The organism is Paenibacillus sp. sgz302115, assembly GCF_056120445.1.
Genome location: NZ_JBVYOK010000001.1, coordinates 904,392 through 926,912, shown reverse-complemented (window position 1 = coordinate 926,912; position 22,521 = coordinate 904,392). Strand labels below are relative to the sequence as shown.

The following is a 22,521-nucleotide window of genomic DNA, read 5'->3' as shown; positions in this document are numbered from 1 at the left end:
CATCCCTCCCTCAGCTCTTCGCTTGAAAATATTGTAACAAAAGTTAAATTACAGAACAGTGAGTTTTCTTCTTGAAAATGTAGTGATTATGCGTTCATTTCCAATTTTCACAATCCGTAATCCGCTCAGGATGCGTATATACGTTGCAGGAGTCTTGACGGATGAAACCCACGGCAGTGATGCCCAGTTGCTCAGCCAGTTCAATGGCAAGGCCTGTAGGGGCGGATTTGGACAAAATAATTTCACAGCCGATTTTGGCCGCCTTGAGCAGAATTTCCGAGGAGATGCGGCCGCTGAAAACGATGATTTTATTCCCGGCGTCAATTCCCGCTCTGAGGCAGTGGCCGTATATTTTGTCGAGCGCATTATGGCGTCCAATATCGCTGCGGGCCAGCAGAACACCTTCGGCATCGCACAGTGCGGCACAGTGTACGCCTCCCGTCCGGTGGAACAATTCCGCTCCGTCCAGCACCTCATCCATCAGATGAAAACAATCATCAAAGGACAGCGTGATATGAACCGCGGATTTCACTTTTGCCGTTCGGGCATCGTTGACAAAGACAAAGCCGTGACGGCTCGCCCCGCAGCAGGAAGTGACATACCGTTTGCCGAATAACTGGCGGTGGAGAGGGCTCCAGCGGTCAATAGCCACATGCACAAATCCTTCCTCTTCCTGTGTCCACAGACTCTGAATATCCTGCATTCCGCTGATCATGCCTTCAGAGGCCAGATAGCCCACTACCATATCCTCGATAAATTCCGGCGTACACACCAGTGTGACGAATTCCTCCCCGTTGATTTTGACAGTTACCGGCTGCTCAGTCACAATCGTATCTTCTTCCCGGCTGAGCCGCCCCCGGCGGTAGCGAATAATGCTTTCATGCTGCTCCGAGTGTTGTTCCATCATCATCATCATCATCCTTAATATATAGAATTTTATTATATAAAAATGACTTTAAATGTTAAAAATTTCTATTTACCCTCACTTACTTCACCACTTTTCCAAAAGTCTGTCAATTTTATTTTTCACAACTTGTTGCCGGGATCTGCCGTAATATTCCGTTCACCCTGAGTTCAAACTAATAAGGTAGAATAGGTAGATATAGGATGGGGAAATTTTAGAGGTTGGGGTGAACTGGCATGGCGGTAGTTATGGTGGTGGATGATGAGTCGCATATCCGGGAGCTGGTGCGGCTTTTTCTGGAAGATGAGGGCATGGAGATTATTGAACAGAGCAATGGTGCCGCGGGCTGGGCGTATTTTGAGAGCCATCCTGTGGACCTGTTGATTATTGATATCATGATGCCGGGGATGGACGGGTGGGAGCTGTGCCGTAAGGTGAGGGAGGCGGGAGACAAGCCGGTGCTGATGATTACAGCCAAAGGTGAGCCTGCCGACAAAATCAAAGGCTTTCGCCTGGGTACGGACGATTATCTGGTAAAGCCGTTTGATCCGATGGAAATGGTGCTGCGTGTAAAAGCGCTGCTCAAGCGTTACGGTATTTCAACCTCCCAGCTAATCAAGCTCGGGGCCATTACGCTCGATAAGAAGAGCTATCAGGTCCATTACAGCGACACCGGCCAGTCGGCTGTGCTCCCGCTGAAGGAATTTGAGCTGCTGTGCAAGCTGGCCAGCTACCCGGGACAGATTTTCACCCGTGATATGCTGATCCGTGAAATCTGGGGATATGAATACGATGGGGATGAACGCACCGTAGATACGCATATCAAGCGGCTGCGAGAGCGGTTCCAGAGCTACAGCGAGGATTTTCGTATTGTAACCTTGCGCGGGATGGGCTACCGGCTGGAGGTGCTCCGTGATTAAATCCCTGTATGTCCGTGTGGTGTTTACTTTTTTGGGCGCAGTTATTGTCAGTCTTGTCATCGCCTCGTTGCTGGTCAACCGTATCTTCATTGGAGAGATCAAAGCTGCAGTGCAGGAGAATATGATTGACAGCGGCAAAACCATCATCACAGCTTACCAGGAGGCCAAGGGCGCCAATGTGGACTCCTTGATGAAAGGGATCACCTCGCTGCCGCTGTATTCTGTCCGCATGTATGACAGTGAGGGGAGGGAAATATATTCCAGCGGTGTGGCTCCGGCGAAGCAGAAGGAGAGGGATGCAGAGCAAATAAAGAACGTGCTGCGCGGAGGGGTGTACCGGAGTGGAATAAATGAGAGCCATTTGAGCGTCGGCTTGCCGTTTACCGTTGAAGGTTCACCAAGAGCCTTGTTCATTACGCCTGAGATTTCCAGGATTCTCAGCATGATGAGCGGATTTCTCAAGACCCAGCTTTTGTTCGTTCTCGGTCTGGGGAGTGTGCTTATCCTGATCGCGGCCCGTTATATTGTGCGACCGCTCCAGCTTCTGACCCGGGCGACCCGCAGGATGGCCAAAGGTGATTTCAATGTAAGCCTGCCTACCAAACGGAGCGATGAAATCGGTCAATTAACCCGAAGCTTCAATGTCATGGCCCGTGAGCTGAGCGAGCTTGAGGTGATACGCAAGCAGTTCGTCTCCGATGTCTCCCATGAAATTCAGTCACCGCTGACGTCAATCAAAGGCTTCACCCAGGCTTTGAAGCGTAAGCAACTGGATGAGGCCAGCCGGATGCGGCTGCTGGATATCATCGAGGAGGAGAGTGACCGCCTCTCCCGCCTGAGCGGAGATTTGCTGCAATTGTCACTGCTGGAGTATGAGCATTTTCAACTGGAGCCTGTACAGTTCTCGCTGGATGAGCAGCTCCGAAAGACCGTCATTGCCCTGGAGCCGCAGTGGTCAGCCAAAGGGATCAGCATGGAGCTTAAGCTTGCGCCAGTAGCCATCGTTGCCGATGAAGATAAGCTCAGCCAGGTCTGGAGCAATCTGCTCAGCAACAGCATCAAATTCACCGGGCAAGGCGGTACGGTTGTCATATCGGCAGCCGAGAAGGGGAATGAGGTGCTGGTTAAGGTGACAGATAACGGCATCGGCATGCCTGTGGAGGAGCAGCAGCATATTTTCAAGCCCTTCTATAAGCTCGATAAAGCGCGGGAACGCAAAGCCGGCGGCAGCGGAATCGGACTCTCCATTGTCAAAAAAATCGCTGATTTGCATCATGCCCGGATTGACGTTGACAGCGAGCCGGGAGCGGGAACGACCATTTCTCTGTGGCTGCCTCTAGTTTACGCCAAGCCCGAATTGTAATCCCCAGTACACACTGGGTACAAATTCGGGTTTTATACTGGGGAGCACATAGAGGAGGGAGAAACCTATGAGTTTCCTAAGTAAAATAAGTTTGAAAAATTCTGTGGCGGTCATGATTCTGTTCGTGCTCATCCTGGGCTACGGCGCATTTTCTGCCACGCAAATTAAACAGCAGACCTTTCCCGACGTTGAATTCCCGGCCATATTCATTCAAGCGGTCAGTCCGGGAACCTCAACCGAAGAGATGGAGACGGAGATTACAGGACCGATTGAAGACAGCCTGAAAAGCATCACAGGTTACGATTCATTCACCAGCTCGTCCTCCGAGAATGCTGCAAGCATCTCGATCCAGTTTCCGTTCGGGTCGGATATGGATAAGCAGTCGGCCGATATTGAAACCATGCTGGCTAAGCTGAATCTGCCGGACAATGCGAATGTTACCGTTCACCGGCTATCTGCAGGTGCGGTGCCTATCTATGAGGCGGCAGTCTTCTCCGCAAGCGACGACTCCGCCGCACTGACCCGCAAGCTGCAGGATGAAATCGTGCCGGCAGTGCAGAAGCTGGCAGGTGTCAGCTCCGTTACCTTGAAGGGCGCACCTTCCAATGAACTGCGCATCGTGGTGGACAAGGAGAAGGCCGGCAGACTGGGGATCTCCTTGAGCAGCATTCAAAGCGCCTTGCAGGGCATGAATTATGCGCTCCCGCTGGGATCGGTCAACGAAGACGAGATCACTGTTCCGATTCGTCTTTCCGGTTCGGCGGCAACACTGCAGCAGATCAAGGATTTGCCGCTTAGTCCGGGAGCGGGAGCTGGGGCAGCTTCAGTATTAGGTGGAGCCAGCGCATCCGCAACAGGCTTACCGGGAATTGGTGCATCAGCAGGCGGCGCTGCGAAGAACGCAGGGGCTGCGGCTGCGCAGCAGAATACACCTGCTGCTGTCCAAGCTGTCAAACTTTCGGATCTGGCGACAGTCACTGAGGTGTCCGAGGCTAAAGAGATTACCCGCTTCAACGGTGAGGCGAGCTATGTGCTGTCAGTGGTCAAGAATCAGGATGCCAACACGGCCGATGTGGCCGATGCTGTCCAGAGCCTGCTGGATTCCTACAGTAAGGATGTGGCAATCCATGTGATCACGAACCAGGGTGACGAGATCAAAGAGTCTGTGTCCTCGCTGATTCGTGAAGGTCTGTATGGCGCATTGTTCTGCATCATAATTATTTTCCTGTTCCTGGGCAATGTGCGTGCAACACTTATTTCTATTATTTCTCTGCCGATTTCCATCTTTGCTACGATGGCGGTGATGAACGATCTAGGCTATACACTGAATATCATGACTTTGGGCGGGATTGCCGTCTCCGTCGGGCGGATTGTGGATGACAGTATCGTGATCATTGAGAATATATTCAGATGGCGTCAGGAAAAAGGCAGCACGCTAAAAGGCAAGGAACTGGTCTACAAAGCGACCAAAGAGGTGATCAGCCCGGTATTCTCCTCAACGGTGGCTACGGTGGTTGTGTTTGCGCCATTGGCTTTTGTCAGCGGGATCATCGGCGAGTTTTTCCGTCCGTTCTCCCTGGCTGTTGTAATCTCTATTACAACGAGCCTGCTTGTAGCGGTTATGCTGATTCCTGTGCTGGGAGCTTCATTCTTCAAGAACGTCAAAGAGCATAAGAGAGAGAGCCGTTTAGCGGGATTTTATCGAAAATTCATTGTGTCCGCTCTTAAGCGGAAGTGGCTTGTCTTAAGTCTCTCCATTGTGCTGCTGGCTGGTTCGCTCAGTACTATCCCGCTGCTGGGTGTGGCTTTCCTTCCGGCAGATTCCGTGCCTACTGCGTCCATACAGCTTGGGCTTCCGGTTAGCAGCAGCATGGAGCAGAGCAATAAAGCCAGCATCGAAGCGGAGAAATACATTCAGACACTTGAAGATGTGAAGAATGTTGAGGTTTCTATTGGAGGCTCATCAGGCAATCCGTTTATGTCTATGGGAAGCACCGCTAACCGGGCGACCGTTGCCGTCCAATTCGAAGATGGAACCGATATGAACCAAGTCGTCGATAAAATCAAAGCCGAGTTGCCTAAGCTGGTGTCGGCAAGCGTTGCCGGAACAACTGTGGATGTCAAAGAAGGCCAGCAGCAGGGCCTGCCATCCGGCAACAACATTGATGTAAGCCTGTATTCGAACAATGTAGAGGATCTGTCTAAGGCCTCCAAGCAGGTAGAAGCCCTGATGAAGCAGAACGGCGATCTGAAGGACATCACCAACAATATGAATGAGGTGACTCCGAAATGGGAGCTGACGCTGAACCAGCAGGGAAAAGACGCCAAGGTTAGTCCGTATGCTATTATGCAGGCGGTGACAGAGCAGCTCAAACCGGTGAATGCCGGCACATTCATGCTCGACAATGTAGAACAGTCGGTTGTGTTGTCGTACCGCCAGCAGATCACGTCTCTCAACGAGCTGAAGCAGATTAAGATTATCACTGCGGCAGGAATCAAAAATCTCAGCGATGTGGCAGATGTCACCGTAAAGGAAGCGTTAAGTACGGTGAATCACAGCGACGGTAAGACTTATGCCGAGGTCAGCGGAACGGTCAAAGGAGAAGATACCGCTGCCGTTACTAACACCGTCAAGACAGATATTGCCGCTCTGACTCTTCCAGACAGTGTGGAGCTGAGCTATGGCGGGGGGCTTGAGATGATCACCGAAGGCTTCACCAATCTTGGTGTTGCTATGGCTGCTGCGGTTGGCCTGGTATTCCTGGTGATGAGCATTACTTTCGGTGGCGTGGTCACACCGCTGATTATCCTGTCTTCTCTGGTATTTATTCCGGTTGGGGCGCTGGGCGCCTTGTTAATTACCGGGCAAGCCTTGTCTATGAGCGCAATGATCGGTATGCTGATGCTGGTGGGCATCGTTGTTACCAATGCTGTTGTGCTGCTGGACCGTGTTGAGAAGAACCGCAAGGCCGGACAGCCTGTCCGTGAGGCTGTCGTCGAAGCCAGCTCAACCCGTCTCAGACCAATCCTTATGACTGCGCTCGCCACCATGCTCGCCCTGCTGCCGCTGGCCTTGTCCGGTTCATCCACAAGTCTGATCTCTGGCGGGCTGGCAGTTACAGTAATCGGCGGATTATTCAGCTCTACCCTGTTAACCCTGATTGTCGTGCCGGTCATCTATGAAATGGTCTGGAAAAACCGCAAGACAAAAGAGGTTGAGAATTTCTAAGAAAGGATGCTGAGGCAGGTGCGTATAGCATGATTGCAGAATGGAAAGACCGGATTTACAGCATGCTGCCATTCTCTGCTTCATTAACCGATACGATTATCGGACAAATTCCGTGGCATCAAGTGAATGCGATGGCCGAACTGGGTGCAGGTACGGGCAAGCTGACGAAGCACATTCAGGCCGCCAAACCGGATCATACCCAGGTGCTGCTGTTTGAGAAAAATCCGCTCAGAAGGAGCAAGCTGAGAGCGAGCTACCCCGGGTTCCACCTTTTTCCTGACAGCCTGCGCCTTAAGCTGGCCTTGCACAACAGCAGCATGAAGAAGCTGGATTGCATTGTGAGCGGCCTTCCGTTTGCCGGCTACACCCGGGTGATGCAGGTCCGGCTGATGGAGCAGATTGCAGCTTCGCTCCGGGATGGCGGGATATTTATCGCTTACCGTTATCCACCCCGGCTGACATGGCTGATCCGGCAAGTCTTTCATCTGGAGCATGTCAGATTTGTTCCATTTCATTATCCGCCTTCTTTGGTATATATTTGCCGGAAGAAGGCGGCAGCCCTTGGAACGCAGAAAGGGCTGTTCAGTATCGCTGGGCATTCGCTAGACTTTTAAATCAAGAAATTGAAACAGCGACAGTAAAGGACGAATAAAATCCTAACTGTCGCTGTTTTCATTTAACTATAGCTAAATTCTTCTGAAAGCTACGAAATAAATCTTATAAATTGTAGCTTTCGTATTTGTTTTTAGTTCCGAGTTGCTTAAGAATTTCCAGCTTGTCATTATTTATCTGTTGTTACTGCTCCTTTATCACTTGTTCTATTCCCAACAAAATCAGATTTACGCCAAAATCAAACGCCAGGTCGGTCCCCATCAGCTCGAACAGCCCGTTCGTAAACATCCTCCGGAACAATCCCGCATCCTTATCAGTCATGGAGTCCAAAAGTTGAATCATCTCATCGTCTGGAACTGCTCCCTGGTCCTTAAGGATAGCGGAGACATTGCGCTGATGCTGATAATCGTCCAGAACGAAGAAGAAGACATAGTTCACAAGCGTAGTCACCACTTGCATTTTCTGTGCTTGCTCAAGCGGCGTCGATTCCACGCAGAGCAGCATACGATTCGTGAAGCGGATGATGTCCGGCTCGTGAGGCAGCGTCATCATCATGAGCTGCGTGGAGCAGGGATACCGACTGAGCACAATCCTGACCGTCTTCGCAAACTCTGTCAGTTGCTCTTTCCAGTCCCCCTCAGAGTGAAATTCCTCTAAAATAATTTTCGATACCTGATTGGCCAGACGTTGATAGAGGCTCTGCTTGCTCTTGAAGTACCAGTACAAAGAGGGAGCCTGTATCCCCAGCCGTTCAGCCAATCTTCTCAAACTGAATTTCTCGATGCCCTCCTCACCCAGAAGTACCCACGAGGTTTCCAAAATCTTTTCCTCCGAAATAGAAGGTTGCTGCTTTTTCGTCGTCATCCGCCCCTTTATCTAACAGTGTAAGATTTCGCTTTACACATCTATAGGTGAATGATATCATCTAATACTGTAAGGGACAAACTAACACTGTTAGATTAATCCGAAACTAATGAAGAATTTAGTGATCCGCATGCATATACCGATGTGGTCGTACGGATGCTATAGGCCGATCTCGAGCTAATTCCTCTTAGTTAAGGAGAATTTGAAAGGAGAAAAAACATGGCACTCCAAGACCTACCCGCGTACATCATCAAGATGCGCGCCAAGCCCGGAAACGGCGACAAGCTGTTCGAACTGGCTACAATCGGCATGGAAAAGTCCGGCGCGTCCGACCGGTTCATCATCCTTCGCGAGGACGCCGACCCGGATGTGCTCTGGAACGTTGAGGTATTCCGTTCCATCGAAGCAAAGGAAGGCTACGAAACCAGTGCTCTCGCCGACGAACTCCGTGACGAGATTATTGCACTTCTCGCCGAGCCGCCAATGCGCATCCCTGTTCACCCGTACTCTGCTCTGCCGATCTAGTTTGAACTGCCCACCGGGATGCAGATGATCAGTCTGAAGCTTCTAATAGACAAAGCCCTCCCCACATAAAGGAAGTGAGAGAGGGCTTCGTCTTCATTAGTTTCAAATGGATTTCCTCCACCAAGTCTCGCTTCTGGCATCGTCCGGTTAGCGCTCAATTTATCCCCCCTATTAAACCAGATGTTTTCTTCTCCTTTTCAATACGGATGGTCTACAGCTGCCGATTTGTGGTCTGCCGGACAAGATCAGGGATTCCCTGGCGCTGCACTCTGTTGTACTATATATAAGTAACTCCGGCATATAGAAGAGGTGACAGCCAGCATGATCAGCTTATTGGATATATTGAAGAAAGAAATTGTACCGGCAGAGGGTTGCACAGAACCGATCGCTGTCGCTTACGCCGTTTCCCTGGCGGCAGAGCTCCTTCAGGAAGAGATCACCGCGATCCATCTGCTGCTTAGTGGAAATATTATCAAGAACGCAATGGGGGTAGGTATTCCCGGTACAGGACAGACCGGTCTGCCTATTGCAGCCGCCTTGGGGGCGGTGGTTGGCCGCTCCCACAAGGAGCTGGAAATCTTGTCCGGCCTGTCGCCGGAAGAGATTGAGCAGGCCAATGCGCTGCTTGAACGCAAGCTGCTGGAGGTGGAGCTGAAGGATACAGCGGAGAAGCTGTATATTGAGGCCCGTGTATCCAGCCGAAACCACACAGCCACAGCGATTATAGCCGGTGAACATACCCGCGTGGAGTTCCTGGCCATTGACGGAAAGAGAATTAATCCTCCGAAGGTCAAAGCCGATTGCGCTAAGCCCGGACACTCGGAATCCGATGCCTATGCGTGCTCCGTTGAGGCGATCTTCGAGTTCATTAGTACAACGCCATTCACGGATCTGAGCTTCTTGCTTGAAGGGGCCAGAATGAATAAGGCGATTTCCGATGAGGGATTGCGGGGGGATTATGGCCTGCAGGTGGGCAAAAAAATGAGCCAGCAATCTGCGGTCAATCTGTTCGGCAACAATGTCGCGAATTCAATTATCGCGGCAACAGCCGCAGCCTCCGATGCCCGGATGGATGGGAGCGCAATGCCGGTCATGACGACGGCGGGCAGCGGAAACCAGGGTATTGCCTGCACATTGCCGGTTATTGCGCTGGCAGAGCTGCTGAAGAAAGACGAGGAGACTCTGGCCCGCGCTCTGGCACTAAGCAATCTGGTCACCGTGCACATCAAGCATTATATAGGCCGTTTATCGCCTTTATGCGGCTCCGGCATTGCCGGCGGAGTAGGGGCAAATAGTGGGATGATCTATCTCATGGGCGGCACTCTGGAGCAGATCAAGCATGGCATACAAAATACGATTGCCTCCCTGTCGGGCATGATCTGCGACGGCGCCAAATCAACCTGTGCGCTGAAAATCTCCACCTCCACCAATGCGGCAATTCAGGCGGCTACACTGGCGATGAATAATCTGTCGCCGTCAACCAAAGATGGAGTCATCTTCAATGAGGTTGAAGACACCATCCGCAATATGGAGCGGCTGGTTCAGGAAGGACTGGCTGAGACGGATACCGCTATTCTGAACATCATGCTGTCCAAAGGCGGCATTTTGTAACAGCTTCATTATGAAGAAGACCGTCCGGTTCCCATGATATGGGGATCGGGCGGTCTTTTTTTAGGGGGGCTCATATCTAATCTAATGCACTTTCTACAGTAGATTACCGCTAAATACGCCAAAAAACAGGATCTGTTGCAATTTTTACAGCAGATTTTCCGCAAAAGGCCCATTTGAACCCTGAATCCTCAAAATCTGTTGTAAGAAATACAGCAGAATGTAATTCAACACAGCATTCGGAGCATTCAATTGCAGAGAGTGCACTCATTTTTAAAAATCTACGCTTAATACAATACCTCAATATTCTCTTCGGCGAGCCTTTTCAGCCAGATATCCGCAGGCTTGCGATCTGTGATTAGAACATCGATTCTCCCCAGATCCGTCAGTTTCGTGAAGGCTGTTTTGTCAAATTTGGTATGATCGACAAGCAGTACAACCTTCTCCGCCTGACGCAGCATATACTTTTTCAGCTCGCATTCCGGCTCGTTGGAATCGGTGACTCCCCGCTCCAGATCAATGCCTTTGCAGCTTATAACGGCAGTATCCACATTATAGCGTTGAATGGTATCGTGAGCGACAGGCCCGACCAGGGACAGCGAACGGTGGCGCAGGGAACCGCCGGAGGAAATGATATTCATCCCGGAGTTCGAGAACTCATGCAGAATGTTAATCGAATTCGTAATGACCGTCAGATTGTGCTTGCTCTCCAGCAGCTTCAGAAATTCAAATGAGGTCGAGCTGGGGTCCACCATCAGAGTGTCCCCGTCATTAATAAGATCAAGCGCCTTAAGCGCGATGTTGCGTTTCATATCGGTATTGATAGCGCCCCGGGTCACAAACGGCAGATCCTCGTTAGTATGTCTGTTGAGCATGGCTCCGCCATAGGTGCGGCTCAGGATGCCGTCCTTTTCCAGCTTCTCCAAATCCCTGCGGATCGTTTCCTCGGTTACCTCGAACATCCGGCTTAGATCGGAGACGAGCACCCGTTTGTCCTGGTGTACGAGATCAATAATTTTCTTGCGTCTTTCGGCTGCCAGCATGTTAATCACCTTTCCAGAAGCTATATTGCTTAACTATAGACCTGAATATCTGTGTTTTGCAACAAAATAAACAAAGATAACACCTGTTTTCATTATTATATTCGCAAAACGGACATTAAACAAATAAAAACAACATAATTAATATTTTATTTGTTGACAACAAAGATTTATGGGGATACGATGAGGATGTTAATTCATCCTTGAAAGCGATACCTTTTCGAGAGGCGCCAGAGCCGGCCGGTTGTGATTCCAAAGAGGCCAGCCTGAGGTGCCGCAGCCGGGAATTGCAGCTTCAAGCTTGCAGAGGAGCATTAACATGGCGTTGTCATAACAACAAATTGCCTGGGAGGCTGGTCAATCAATGAGTACTCATGTCTATTATGTACCGTCCATCAACATTATGGGCAAAGGCTGTCTGAAGGATATTGCTCCTTACATTCAGGAACTGAATTTGAAGAAAGCGCTTGTGGTCACAGACAAATTTCTGATCAAGAGCGGAATTGCCGGCAAGCTGCTGGCTGTACTGGATGAGGCGGGCATCCCTTATGTTGTGTATGATGAAGTGAAGCCGAACCCCACCTGTAAAAATGTCCATGACGGCGTGGAATTCCTGAATGCGAATGCATGCGACTATCTGATCTCCATCGGCGGCGGCTCACCGCAGGATACGGCGAAGGCCATCGGCATTATCGCCACAAACGGCGGCCATATCAAGGAATATGAGGGTGTGCACAAATCCAAAAACAAATCTCTGCCGATCATCGCCGTCAATACAACCGCAGGCACCTCGGCTGAAGTAACGATCAACTATGTGATTACAGATGAGGAACGCAAGGTAAAAATGGTAATGGTCGATAAAAACAGCCTGGCAACCATTTCGGTGAATGATCCCGAGCTGATGGTCGATAAACCGGCTGCACTTACCGCAGCTACAGGAATGGATGCGCTGACCCATGCCATCGAAGCCCTGGTGACACCAGGGGCTTATCCGGTAACGGATGCAACGGCGCTCGCTGCGGTGGAGTTGATCTTCGGGAACCTGGCACGGACGGTGAAGAACGGCCATGATATTGAAGCCCGGGAGCAAATGGTCTATGCCATCTTCCTCGGCGGCCTGGCCTTCAACAATGCCGGACTCGGCTACGTGCATGCGATGGCGCATCAGCTTGGCGGGGTATATGATCTGCCGCACGGCGTATGCAATGCGATGCTGCTGCCATATGTGGAAGAAGAGAACGCCAAGCATGTGCCGGAGAAATTCAGAAGCATTGCAAAGGCCATCGGCTTGCAGATCGAAGGCAAGAGCGACAAGGAATGCGCCGATTTTGTCATTGAATCTATCAAGGCGCTGTCCAAGGAAGTTGGTATTCCGTCCAAATTATCCGAGCTTGGCGTGAACGAGGTCGATCTTGACCTGCTCGCGGAGAACTCGATGAAGGACGCTTGTGCGCCTGGCAATCCTTTTATTCCTACTAAGGAAGAGGTTATCGCCTTGTTCCGTAAAATTCTTTAGAACAACCTTAAGCTAAGGAGAACTTCTATGAACAAACATATCGCTGTCGATATCGGCGCCTCCAGCGGGCGGCTTGTAATCGGGACTCTTTCGGACGGGAAGCTTGATCTGGAGGAAATACACCGGTTCAGCAACGGGTTCACCGAGCGTGAAGGCTCGTGCTTCTGGGACATTGATTATTTGTTCGAGCAGATTATCGTTGGCCTTCAGACAGCCAAAGCCCGGGGCATATCCGAATGCACTCTCGGCATCGATACGTGGGCGGTGGATTATGTCCTTCTGGATGCTGACGGGAACCGTATTCAGGAGGTGTACGCCTACCGTGACAGCCGCACAGACGGCGTGATGGAGGAAATGGCGCAATTGATTTCTCCTGCTGCGGTTTATGCCAAGACAGGTATCCAGCAATTAACCTTCAATACTTTATACCAGCTCTATGCCCATGACCGGGAAGAACTGGCCAGAGCGGATCAAATTCTGCTGGTGCCCGATTATCTCTACTATAGATTAAGCGGCCGGAAGATCAACGAGACCACCAACGCCTCGACCACACAGCTATTGAATTTGCAGACAGGCGAGTTCGATGCGGATCTGCTGTCTTTGCTTCATTTGCGCAGGGAGCAGTTCGCAGCGCTGACCGCACCGGGTGAGAGCCTGGGTCCCATCCTTGAATCCCTGGTCAAGCAATATGATCTGCCGCAGTGTGAGCTGATTTGTGCCGCTACGCATGACACAGCCTCTGCAGTTCTTGGTGTTCCGCTGCAGAGCGGCCGTTCGTCGGCTTATATCAGCAGCGGCACCTGGTCATTGCTTGGCGTAGAGCTGAGCCAGCCGGTCAACAACCCGCAGGCGATGGCAGCTAATTACACCAACGAATGGGGCGCCTACGGCACTTACCGGTTCCTGAAAAATATTATGGGACTGTGGCTCATCCAGGAGGTGCGCAGACTGGACGGCGGGCGTCACAGCTTCGCCGAGCTGGCCCGCTTGGCCGGGGAGGCCGAAGGCTTCCGCAGCCTGATTCCGTGTAATGCGCCGCGTTTTCTCAACCCGGAGAACATGATTGATGAAATCCGAGCAGCCTGCGCGGAGAGCGGAGAGCCTGTTCCGCAAAGCCTTGGCGAGCTGGCGCGCTGTATTTTTGATAGCCTGGCCTTATCCTACCGCAGCTATCTCCAGGAGCTTGAAGCACTCACGGGGACAAAGGTGGATGTGCTTCAGATTGTCGGCGGTGGAGCCAACAATGAGCTGCTGTGCCAGTTGGCAGCCGATGTAACCGGCCGAGAGGTGCTGGCCGGACCGACTGAATCGACGGCGCTTGGCAACCTTGCCGTTCAGTTGATTCAATCGGGCCGTGTTGCCGACATCGCTGAGGCGAGAGCGATCATCGGGAACTCATTCCCGATAACCGCCTATACACCGCGTCCCGTTCCGCAGCTTAAGGAACTGCTGGCCCGCTGGGATGCGCTCCATGCCCCGGATACTGCAGGTGGCAGCTTATAGGAACGTTCGGGCGCTGGGGCGAAGGCAGTCTTTAAGGCTATACCGGAACATTGCAATAAGCTTGCAATAGATCTGATCAACAGGTGCGGATGCTGCTGCGAGAATAATGGGATGCGGTGAGGCGCAGAGTGGAATTTGTCCAACTAATTTGCTGAAATCCGCATTGCGGAGGGGGTTAGTGGGATTTTGTCCACCTAAATCAGCACAATTCAGGCTGAGCAGGCTAATCCCGCCCGATTAGTTCTACTTTTTCCCACTAAAGATAGCTTGCGAGGTGGAAAACCTCAATTAGATGTACTTTTTCCACTTCCGTTTAGCTGAGCTGGAGAAATTCAGGAGTTTTGTACGAAGTAAACCAGTGGAGCAGATGCTCACAAAACTAAGCGTATGCTTACGAAGTGAGTTTTGTACGAAGTCTATCAGGGAGCAGATGCTCACAAAACTTTTAGGAGGTTGCAGCATGGATCAGAGCATCATTGACAGCTACAATGCAGCAAAAAAATTATATGCCGCCCACGGCATCAACGTGGATGAAGTGCTTGGCAAGCTGGCAGAGATCAAAATTTCACTGCACTGCTGGCAGGGAGATGACGTCAAAGGGTTTCTTTTCAAGGACAAAGAACTAAGCGGAGGAATCGCTGTAACCGGCAGCTATCCTGGACGCGCCGGAACACCGGAGGAGCTGCGCCAGGACTTGGAGAAGGCGCTCGCGCTGATTCCGGGCAAACACAAGGTTAACCTGCACGCCATCTATGCCGACACGGACGAGAAGGTGGATCTGGATGAGCTGGAGCCGCGTCACTTTGCACGGTGGGTTGAATGGGCGAAGGCAGAGGGGCTGGGCCTCGATTTCAATCCGACCTGCTTCTCCCATCCCAAAGCCGCTGACGGCTTCACCTTGAGCCATGCGGATGAAGAAATCCGCAGCTTCTGGATCAAGCACTGCAAGGCCTCGCGCCGTATTGCCGAGTATTTCGGCCGCGAGCTGGGCCAGCCCTGTGTGACGAATTTCTGGGTGCCGGACGGGTACAAGGATACTCCTGTGGACCGACTGGCGCCGCGCATGCGGCTGAAGGAATCGCTTGATGAAGTGTTCAGCGAGGAGATCAACCCGCAGTACAATATCGACGCCGTGGAGAGCAAGCTGTTCGGGATTGGCTCGGAGAGCTATGTTGTTGGCTCGCATGAGTTCTACATGGGCTATGGACTGACCCGGGGCAAAGCGATTTGCCTGGATGCCGGACATTTCCATCCGACAGAGGTAATCTCGAACAAGCTGTCCTCGATCTTGATGTTCAGCGAGCAGCTGCTCCTGCATGTCAGCAGACCGGTCCGCTGGGACAGCGATCACGTTGTCACGATGGACGATGAGCTGCTGGAGATTGCCCGTGAGCTGGTTCGCGGAGATTTGCTGGGACGTACGAATATCGGCCTGGACTTTTTTGACGGGAGCATCAATCACATCGCCGCTTGGGTCATCGGTACGCGCAATACCATCAAGGCACTGCTGCGCGCTATGCTGGAGCCGGTAGCCGAGCTGAAAGCAATTGAACTTGCGGGAGACTACACTTCACGTCTTGCCCTGGTAGAGGAATTCAAGTCCTATCCGTTCGGCGCGGTCTGGGATTACTACTGTGCTTCGCAGAATACGCCGGTGCGTGAAGAGTGGCTGGCTGAAGTGAAGAGCTATGAGCAGGAAGTGCTGTCTGCAAGATAAGGGCAACCAGGAACGAATACCCATTAAGCGGTGCATATAAAGGAGAGAAAACCTATGAGTACATCTGTCATTGAATCCAAAGGCTACATTGCGGGCGTGGAAGCGCCTTTTATCCAGGAGATGTCTGAGATTACCCATCACATGTGGTCACTCGGGTGGGATGAGATAAACGGCGGCAACATCAGCTATTTGCTGGACGAGGAAGAGGTAGCCAAATACATCAATATCCGTGAGCCTTTGCGGACCATTAACCTCACTTTCCCTGTGCAGGAGCTGGCGGGCAAATACTTTATCGTTACAGGATCGGGCAAATATTTCCGCAACGTGATCAAAGATCCTGAAGCCAACCTGGGTGTGCTGCGTGTCAGCGGCAACGGGGACAGCGTGGAGGTCCTGTGGGGGCTGCGTAATGGAGCGGTGCCAACGAGTGAGCTGGCTTCGCATTTTATGAGCCATATTGAGCGGCTGAAGGTTGATCCGTCGCACCGCATCGTGCTTCACACGCATGCTACGAATGTCATTGCCATGACTTTCACACATGATCTGGATGAACTGAAATTCACCAAAACCCTGTGGGAAATGTGCACCGAATGTCTGGTTGTTTTCCCGGATGGGGTCGGCGTGATCCCTTGGATCGTTCCCGGCAGCAGTGAAATCGGGCGGGCTACCGCTGATAAAATGAAGGATTACCGTGTGGTGGTCTGGCCGCAGCATGGGATATTTGTTACCGGCGCGACGATGGACGCAACCTTCGGACTCGTGGAAACGATTGAAAAAGCAGCGATTGTCTACAATCTGATCGGCGGCAGAGCAATCAAGCAGAAGATTACGGACCAGCAGCTGGCTGATCTGGCTGCGGCTTTCCGCGTAACGCCAAAAGCAGGCATTCTTAATTTAAAATAATCATACCGGCGCAGGCCGGGCTTTCACCGAGTACTAGCCGTCCCGCTTTGGGGCGGCTTTTTCTTTTACTCCAGCTATATAAGCTAAACTAAAGAAAACATAAAAAGGGACGAAGTGACGGAGGGGAAGTTTGGAACTGGAGGAGCGATAGTGTCCGCCTTTATGTTTGGATTTCTACCGCGATAAGCGGTTCCAGTCAAAGAAATCCAAACATAACAGCGGCCGGAAGTCCAAACATTCCCCGCAGTTACGGCCAGACCCAAATATGAGAATCTAAAGTTCAACTTGTATAGCCCCCTCCGATTACCCGAACGGCTATTTTATGCTATAATTTCTACTTGAGCATATGAGCATAACCTAACCGGGCTTGCAAAATCTGCAAAGCTTCATTATAAGGACGTGAAACAATGACAATGGGGAATAACTCACCGGACTTAAAATCCGGCAAGGGTGGTTCGAAGGATTACTCCAAATATTTTGATTTTTCTGATGCCAAGGTCATCAGTGAAGAAGAGGGCAAGACTACGTACCGGATTAAAGGCCGAACCGTTCAGATCAATTCGAATCCGGACTACAAAGAGGGCAAGCGCAGAGGCAAGCAGGACATCGCGGTAATTGATTTCGAGAATGATGAAACGAACCAGATTATGGAAGAGTTCAGAGAAATGAACCGCCACAAGCAGCATTATTACTCGATAGCGACCTACGGCTGTCAAATGAATGAGCATGATACCGAAACGATGAAGGGGCTCCTGGAGCAAATGGGCTACCTGGGCACAGAGGACCGCAATGCAGCGGACATCATTCTGCTGAACACCTGTGCCATTCGTGAGAATGCCGAGGATAAAGTGTTCGGGGAGCTGGGCCATCTCAAAAACCTGAAGCTGGAGAAGCCGGGCCTCTTACTCGGAGTCTGCGGCTGCATGTCCCAGGAGGAGGGCGTGGTCAACCGGATCATGTCCAAGCACGGTTTTGTCGATATGATCTTCGGAACCCACAATATCCACCGGCTGCCGCAGTTGGTTAAGGAAGCATTTTTCAGCAAGGAGCTTGTTGTTGAGGTCTGGTCCAAGGAAGGCGATATTATTGAGAACCTGCCGAAGAAGCGGGAGGGGATGCGCGCCTGGGTCAACATCATGTACGGATGCGATAAATTCTGTACTTATTGCATCGTGCCGTTCACGAGGGGTAAGGAGCGCAGCCGCCGTCCGGAGGATGTAATCGCCGAGATGCGGGAGCTGGCCCGCCAAGGCTTCAAGGAAGTGACGCTGCTGGGGCAGAATGTGAACGCATACGGCAAGGATTTTACGGATATGGACTATACATTCGGGGATTTGATGGACGACATGCGGAAGATCGATATTCCACGTATTCGCTTCATGACTTCGCATCCCCGTGATTTTGACGATAAATTAATAGAAGTGCTCGGCAAAGGCGGCAATCTCACTGAGCATATCCATCTGCCGGTGCAGTCGGGAAGCACAGCCGTTCTTAAGAAAATGAGTCGCAAATACACCCGCGAATCGTATCTAGAGCTTGTCCGCAAGATTAAAGCCAGCGTGCCGGATGCCGTGCTGACCACCGATATCATTGTCGGCTTCCCTGGTGAAACCGAGGAGCAGTTCGAGGATACACTCTCGCTGGTGCGTGAAGTGGGCTACGATATGGCGTATACGTTCATTTATTCTCCGCGTGAAGGGACGCCTGCCGCTTCAATGGAGGATAATGTGCCTCTGGAGGTCAAGAGTGAGCGACTGCAGCGCCTGAATGATCTGATTAAAGAGCAGAGCCGGGTCAGCAATGACCGGATGCTCGGGGAGATCGTCGAGGTTCTCGTAGAAGGAGAGAGCAAGAACAATTCGAATGTGCTCTCCGGCCGTTCCCGCGCCAATAAGCTCGTGCATTTCGAAGGGCCGAAGGAGCTGATCGGCAGCTTTGTGCAGGTAAGAATTACGGATACGAAGACATGGTACATCAAAGGGGACTGCGTGGCGGAAGCCGCTGCTCTACTCTAATGCATAAGGAAAAGGGGAGATGACAATGAGCCAGAATGAACCGCGTGTGAATAAATATGGCATGCAGACCCACAATACCCGTGATTTGATCGTGCGCGAGGATATTATGGGCAAAGCAAAGGAGCTTGCATCACTCATTTCCACCAGCGAAGAGGTGAAGCATTTCCAGCAGGCCGAACAGAAGATACAGAACCACGAACGGGTGCAGAGTCTGATTGCCTCCATCAAGAAGAAGCAGAAGGAAATCGTCGCCTTCGAAAGCTTCAAGAATAAAGAGATGGTCGCCAAAATCGAACGTGAGATTGAAGTGCTGCAGGATGAGATCGACGGAATTCCGCTAGTGAATGAATTTCAGCAGAGCCAGAGCGATATCAACTATCTGCTGCAGCTCGTCATTTCTGTAATCAGAGACACCGTTTCGGAAAAAATCAATGTCGAAGCGGGCACCGAAGCCCCTCCATCGACATGCGGCGATTAATGTAAAGGACTGGGGGGGCGGATGCAAATCCGCCTCTTTCTGGTTCCTTGCGCACCATGCTGGAAGTTCACAGTGTTGATTTTAGAAGAGCAGGTTTGGTACATTAAAAGATACGAACAGCAAATTTATGCTGCGGCAAAGGATGATCTATAGTGAGCGAGAACGGGGAACAAACCTATAACGCAAAAAAGTACCGCACGCCGGATGGGGTTCCGGCCGATATTGTTATGTTTACCTTGACCAAACGCGAACGGAAGACCGTAACCAAAACACTTCCGCTGCGTGAGCTGAAGGTTATGCTGATCAGACGCAAGAAATGGCCTTGTGCGGGCATGTGGGCGCTGCCGGGCGGTTTCTGCCAGGAGGATGAGTCCATCTACGATGCCGCAACCCGCGAGCTGAAGGAAGAAACGGGTGTGGACGGCGGCCATCTGGAATACCTTGGTGTCTACAGCAAGCCTGGCCGCGATCCGCGCGGGTGGATTATCAGCCATGCTTTTTTCGCATTGGTTGAAGAGTGGATGCTGGAGCATAGACAAGCCTCCGATGATGCCGGAGAGGTCGGCCTGTTTACAGTGCAGGAAGCGCTTGAGGAGCTTGAGCTGGCTTTTGACCATCATGATATTATTACCGACGCCTACCTGCGGATTCAGCAGCAAATGCTGCAGACTACGATTGCGCGGCAGTTTCTGCCAAGGCATTTTACGCTCAGTGAGCTGTATCAGGTAATCCAGACGGTTGTGCCGGAATTTAAGGAGCCTAATTTTATCCGGAAAATCACTTCAACCCGCAGCCGTCAGGGTATATTAAAGGAAGTACGGGACGAAGCGGGCAATCCGGTCAGCTCCAACCAGTATTCCCAGCGTCCGGCGCAGCTCTATATGTTCACAGACCATGAGCCTTTATTGTCCATCTATACCTAGATTGGCCCATATACGCTTAGGAGGTAACGCGATGAGAGCATTGATCGTCATTGATTTTACCAATGATTTTGTGGATGGCAGTCTGCCTGTGGGACAGCCCGGTATTGATATTGCGCCGAGAGTCAACGAACTGACGGAAGCTTTTGTGGGGAGCGGCGACTATGTGGTTATGGCAGTGGATCTGCACGAAGAGAATGATCCGCATCATCCCGAGAGCAGGCTGTTTCCGCCGCATAATCTGCGGGATACCCGCGGGCGCGAGCTTTATGGAAGTCTGAAGGATATTTATGAACAGAACCGCGATTCGATCTATTGGATGGACAAAACACGTTACAGCGCCTTCTGCGGTACCGATCTGGAGCTGAAGCTGCGTGAACGGGGGATTACCGAGCTGCACCTCATTGGAGTCTGCACCGATATATGCGTCCTGCATACGGCTGTGGATGCCTATAATAAGGGATTCAGCATTACCATACATGAGGACGCAGTAGCCAGCTTCAACCCTGGCGGACATTCCTGGGCGCTGGGCCATTTCCGGGGCAGTCTCGGAGCGAGCGTAGTTTCGGGCGAATAGCCGGCGGTTATAGTTTCTTCAGAAGCATCAGCGAAGACATTAGGAGATGACGACTTGAGGAGAGAACTTGCTCTACATACCGACAAATATCAGATTAATATGATGTATGCCCACTGGATGAACGGCAGCCATAAGCGCAAGGCTGTATTTGAAGCCTATATCCGCAAGCTTCCGTTCGGCAACGGCTTTGCCGTATTTGCGGGACTTGAGCGTATTGTCCAGTATATCGGCGGGCTGCGCTTTACCGAAGAGGATGTCCGTTACCTGTCGGAGCAGGAAGAGGATTATGCGCCCGCATTTCTGGAGGAGCTGCTGCAGTTCCATTTCCAGGGCAGCATTCATTCAATGAAGGAGGGGGCGCTGGTTTTTCCGGAAGAGCCGCTGATCCGCGTTGAAGGCACCATTATGGAAGCTCAGCTCGTGGAGACCGCCATCCTGAACTTCATGAACTACCAGACCCTGATCGCCACCAAAGCTTCACGGATCAAGCAGGTGGCACCGAAGGACATTCTGCTGGAATTCGGCACACGGCGTGCGCAGGAAGCGGATGCGGCAGTGTGGGGCGCCCGTGCGGCTTATGTGGGCGGTTTTCACGCTACCTCCAATATGCTGGCAGGCAAAATGTTCGGCATTCCCACGAAGGGCACACATGCCCATTCCTGGGTGCAGAGCTTTGCGAGCGAGCAGGAGGCCTTTGATGCCTATGCCAAGGTGATGCCGGACGGCGTTACGCTGCTTGTGGACACCTTCGATACGCTGCGCAGCGGCGTGCCCCATGCGATCAATACCGCCAAGATGCTGGAAGCGATGGGCAAACGGATGAACGCCATCCGGCTGGACAGCGGTGACCTTGCTTACCTGTCCATCCAGGCGCGCAAAATGCTGGACGATGCGGGACTTGAGTATGTTAAGATCGTTGCCTCCAATGATCTCGATGAAAATACGATTATGAACCTGAAATCACAGGGTGCGGCTATTGATACGTGGGGGGTAGGCACACAGCTCATAACCGCTTCGGATCAGCCTTCGCTTGGCGGGGTATATAAGCTTGTAGAGATAGAATCCCCTACTGGAGAAATGGTGCCGACGATCAAGATTTCGTCCAACCCCGAGAAGGTATCAACTCCCGGCAAAAAGGATGTATTCCGCATCATCGGTCCCAAAGGCAAGGCGCTGGCCGACTACATCAGCTTCCCTGGAGAAGAAACGCCACGTAATGGCGCACGCCTGAAGCTGTTCAATCCACTGCATCCGTACATGCAGAAGTATGTGGAGCGGTACGAGGCCCTGTCCATGCTGGAACCGATTTTTGTAAACGGCTTCCAGGTCTACAAGCTGCCTGATCTGGATGATATCCGCCGTTACCACCAGAATCAGCTCGATTTGTTCTGGCCGGAGTATCTGCGCAAGCTGAATCCTGAGGTGTACCGTGTGAATCTCAGTGAGAAGGTATGGAACCGCAAGCAGCAGCTAATCGCTGAGCATATGATGCCCGAAGAGGAATAATCGTTGATCTGAAATATAGCTAATCAGAGGCAAAGGCTGTCCCCAGCATGATTTTTATGCCGAGGGCGGCCTTTTTTTGGCAAAAATTGAGACTTTAAAGTTCTTCAACTTATTGACACTATGAATATGGAATAATATATTAAATATGTTCTCATTTACAATTTCTCTGCGACTGAAGCTTATTTTTTTCGTATGAAAGTTAAAACGCTTTAACTTTCGTGCTCGCAGAGACGTTGTAGATTCTCTGGAGGAGGTGATTGGGTCAGCCTGCATTGCCGATGTTCGAAATGGATTCCATTACCTAGCATTATGCTTCCGAGG

At 51.5% G+C, this 22,521-nt stretch carries 18 protein-coding genes; 15 read left to right on the top strand and 3 right to left on the bottom strand.

Going from position 1 to position 22,521, the window contains the following annotated elements; genetic code table 11:
• Positions 1-94: 94 nt before the first annotated feature.
• The gene (fdhD, locus tag AC0LWN_RS04230; RefSeq protein WP_474663582.1) at positions 95-904 is read right to left on the bottom strand and encodes a formate dehydrogenase accessory sulfurtransferase FdhD; all 810 of its coding nucleotides are present in this window, start codon (positions 902-904) and stop codon (positions 95-97) included.
• 236 nt (positions 905-1,140) lie between these two features.
• Between fdhD and AC0LWN_RS04225 the strand changes: the two genes are divergently transcribed.
• The 4 genes from AC0LWN_RS04225 (at position 1,141) to AC0LWN_RS04210 (ending at position 7,030) form a co-directional block, all read left to right on the top strand.
• Positions 1,141-1,824 (top strand): response regulator transcription factor, encoded by a 684-nt coding sequence (locus AC0LWN_RS04225; RefSeq protein ID WP_474663346.1) that lies wholly within the window; start codon positions 1,141-1,143, stop codon positions 1,822-1,824.
• Positions 1,817-3,187 carry a sensor histidine kinase gene (locus AC0LWN_RS04220; protein ID WP_474663345.1) on the top strand — a complete coding sequence of 457 codons (1,371 nt, stop codon included), beginning with the start codon at positions 1,817-1,819 and terminating at the stop codon, positions 3,185-3,187. The genes AC0LWN_RS04225 and AC0LWN_RS04220 overlap by 8 nt, the downstream gene beginning before the upstream one ends.
• Positions 3,188-3,254: 67 nt before the next feature.
• Positions 3,255-6,416: an efflux RND transporter permease subunit gene (locus AC0LWN_RS04215; RefSeq protein WP_474663344.1), complete on the top strand. Its 3,162-nt coding sequence runs from the start codon at positions 3,255-3,257 to the stop codon at positions 6,414-6,416.
• Positions 6,417-6,445: 29 nt separating this feature from the next.
• Positions 6,446-7,030: a class I SAM-dependent methyltransferase gene (locus AC0LWN_RS04210; RefSeq protein WP_474663343.1), complete on the top strand. Its 585-nt coding sequence runs from the start codon at positions 6,446-6,448 to the stop codon at positions 7,028-7,030.
• A 181-nt stretch (positions 7,031-7,211) separates the two neighbouring features.
• Here the strand turns inward: AC0LWN_RS04210 and AC0LWN_RS04205 are convergent, their stop codons facing one another.
• Positions 7,212-7,892, bottom strand: coding sequence for a TetR family transcriptional regulator (locus AC0LWN_RS04205; protein ID WP_474663342.1), 681 nt, complete (start codon positions 7,890-7,892; stop codon positions 7,212-7,214).
• A 219-nt stretch (positions 7,893-8,111) separates the two neighbouring features.
• Between AC0LWN_RS04205 and AC0LWN_RS04200 the strand changes: the two genes are divergently transcribed.
• Positions 8,112-8,417 (top strand): putative quinol monooxygenase, encoded by a 306-nt coding sequence (locus AC0LWN_RS04200; RefSeq protein WP_474663341.1) that lies wholly within the window; start codon positions 8,112-8,114, stop codon positions 8,415-8,417.
• Between the two features lie 321 nt (positions 8,418-8,738).
• Positions 8,739-10,028 (top strand): L-cysteine desulfidase family protein, encoded by a 1,290-nt coding sequence (locus AC0LWN_RS04195; RefSeq protein WP_474663340.1) that lies wholly within the window; start codon positions 8,739-8,741, stop codon positions 10,026-10,028.
• 284 nt (positions 10,029-10,312) lie between these two features.
• Here AC0LWN_RS04195 and AC0LWN_RS04190 read toward each other — a convergent pair whose 3' ends face one another.
• Positions 10,313-11,068 carry a DeoR/GlpR family DNA-binding transcription regulator gene (locus tag AC0LWN_RS04190; RefSeq protein WP_474663339.1) on the bottom strand — a complete coding sequence of 252 codons (756 nt, stop codon included), beginning with the start codon at positions 11,066-11,068 and terminating at the stop codon, positions 10,313-10,315.
• Between the two features lie 361 nt (positions 11,069-11,429).
• On the opposite strand from AC0LWN_RS04190, the gene AC0LWN_RS04185 reads away from it, so the two are divergent.
• From AC0LWN_RS04185 to AC0LWN_RS04145, 9 genes are all read left to right on the top strand, one after another.
• Positions 11,430-12,581, top strand: a complete 1,152-nt coding sequence (locus AC0LWN_RS04185; RefSeq protein ID WP_474663338.1) for an iron-containing alcohol dehydrogenase — start codon at positions 11,430-11,432, stop codon at positions 12,579-12,581.
• Positions 12,582-12,608: 27 nt separating this feature from the next.
• Complete coding sequence (gene rhaB / locus AC0LWN_RS04180; protein WP_474663337.1) at positions 12,609-14,084, top strand: rhamnulokinase; 1,476 nt, start codon at positions 12,609-12,611, stop codon at positions 14,082-14,084.
• Between the two features lie 460 nt (positions 14,085-14,544).
• Positions 14,545-15,801 (top strand): L-rhamnose isomerase, encoded by a 1,257-nt coding sequence (gene rhaA / locus AC0LWN_RS04175; RefSeq protein ID WP_474663336.1) that lies wholly within the window; start codon positions 14,545-14,547, stop codon positions 15,799-15,801.
• Between the two features lie 54 nt (positions 15,802-15,855).
• Positions 15,856-16,704, top strand: coding sequence for a rhamnulose-1-phosphate aldolase (gene rhaD, locus AC0LWN_RS04170; RefSeq protein WP_474663335.1), 849 nt, complete (start codon positions 15,856-15,858; stop codon positions 16,702-16,704).
• Positions 16,705-17,111: 407 nt separating this feature from the next.
• Positions 17,112-18,719: a tRNA (N6-isopentenyl adenosine(37)-C2)-methylthiotransferase MiaB gene (gene miaB, locus AC0LWN_RS04165; RefSeq protein ID WP_474663334.1), complete on the top strand. Its 1,608-nt coding sequence runs from the start codon at positions 17,112-17,114 to the stop codon at positions 18,717-18,719.
• 25 nt (positions 18,720-18,744) lie between these two features.
• On the top strand, positions 18,745-19,197 hold the full coding sequence (locus AC0LWN_RS04160; protein WP_474663333.1) for a YlbF/YmcA family competence regulator: 453 nt from the start codon (positions 18,745-18,747) through the stop codon (positions 19,195-19,197).
• Positions 19,198-19,349: 152 nt separating this feature from the next.
• Positions 19,350-20,120, top strand: a complete 771-nt coding sequence (locus AC0LWN_RS04155; RefSeq protein WP_474663332.1) for an NUDIX domain-containing protein — start codon at positions 19,350-19,352, stop codon at positions 20,118-20,120.
• Between the two features lie 31 nt (positions 20,121-20,151).
• The gene (locus tag AC0LWN_RS04150; RefSeq protein ID WP_474663331.1) at positions 20,152-20,694 is read left to right on the top strand and encodes a cysteine hydrolase family protein; all 543 of its coding nucleotides are present in this window, start codon (positions 20,152-20,154) and stop codon (positions 20,692-20,694) included.
• Positions 20,695-20,748: 54 nt separating this feature from the next.
• Positions 20,749-22,200, top strand: a complete 1,452-nt coding sequence (locus AC0LWN_RS04145; RefSeq protein ID WP_474663330.1) for a nicotinate phosphoribosyltransferase — start codon at positions 20,749-20,751, stop codon at positions 22,198-22,200.
• The last annotated feature ends 321 nt before the right edge of the window (positions 22,201-22,521 follow it).

What these genes read in the sequence shown, in the direction of transcription:
- AC0LWN_RS04185 (WP_474663338.1), top strand. Translation starts at nt 11,430, where the DNA reads ATGAGTACTCATGTCTATTATGTACCGTCCATCAACATTATGGGCAAA.
- rhaA (WP_474663336.1), top strand. Translation starts at nt 14,545, where the DNA reads ATGGATCAGAGCATCATTGACAGCTACAATGCAGCAAAAAAATTATAT.
- rhaD (WP_474663335.1), top strand. Translation starts at nt 15,856, where the DNA reads ATGAGTACATCTGTCATTGAATCCAAAGGCTACATTGCGGGCGTGGAA.
- AC0LWN_RS04205 (WP_474663342.1), bottom strand. Translation starts at nt 7,892, where the DNA reads ATGACGACGAAAAAGCAGCAACCTTCTATTTCGGAGGAAAAGATTTTG.
- AC0LWN_RS04210 (WP_474663343.1), top strand. Translation starts at nt 6,446, where the DNA reads ATGATTGCAGAATGGAAAGACCGGATTTACAGCATGCTGCCATTCTCT.
- miaB (WP_474663334.1), top strand. Translation starts at nt 17,112, where the DNA reads ATGACAATGGGGAATAACTCACCGGACTTAAAATCCGGCAAGGGTGGT.
- AC0LWN_RS04190 (WP_474663339.1), bottom strand. Translation starts at nt 11,068, where the DNA reads ATGCTGGCAGCCGAAAGACGCAAGAAAATTATTGATCTCGTACACCAG.
- fdhD (WP_474663582.1), bottom strand. Translation starts at nt 904, where the DNA reads ATGGAACAACACTCGGAGCAGCATGAAAGCATTATTCGCTACCGCCGG.
- AC0LWN_RS04225 (WP_474663346.1), top strand. Translation starts at nt 1,141, where the DNA reads ATGGCGGTAGTTATGGTGGTGGATGATGAGTCGCATATCCGGGAGCTG.
- AC0LWN_RS04200 (WP_474663341.1), top strand. Translation starts at nt 8,112, where the DNA reads ATGGCACTCCAAGACCTACCCGCGTACATCATCAAGATGCGCGCCAAG.
- AC0LWN_RS04160 (WP_474663333.1), top strand. Translation starts at nt 18,745, where the DNA reads ATGAGCCAGAATGAACCGCGTGTGAATAAATATGGCATGCAGACCCAC.
- AC0LWN_RS04195 (WP_474663340.1), top strand. Translation starts at nt 8,739, where the DNA reads ATGATCAGCTTATTGGATATATTGAAGAAAGAAATTGTACCGGCAGAG.
- AC0LWN_RS04215 (WP_474663344.1), top strand. Translation starts at nt 3,255, where the DNA reads ATGAGTTTCCTAAGTAAAATAAGTTTGAAAAATTCTGTGGCGGTCATG.
- rhaB (WP_474663337.1), top strand. Translation starts at nt 12,609, where the DNA reads ATGAACAAACATATCGCTGTCGATATCGGCGCCTCCAGCGGGCGGCTT.
- AC0LWN_RS04150 (WP_474663331.1), top strand. Translation starts at nt 20,152, where the DNA reads ATGAGAGCATTGATCGTCATTGATTTTACCAATGATTTTGTGGATGGC.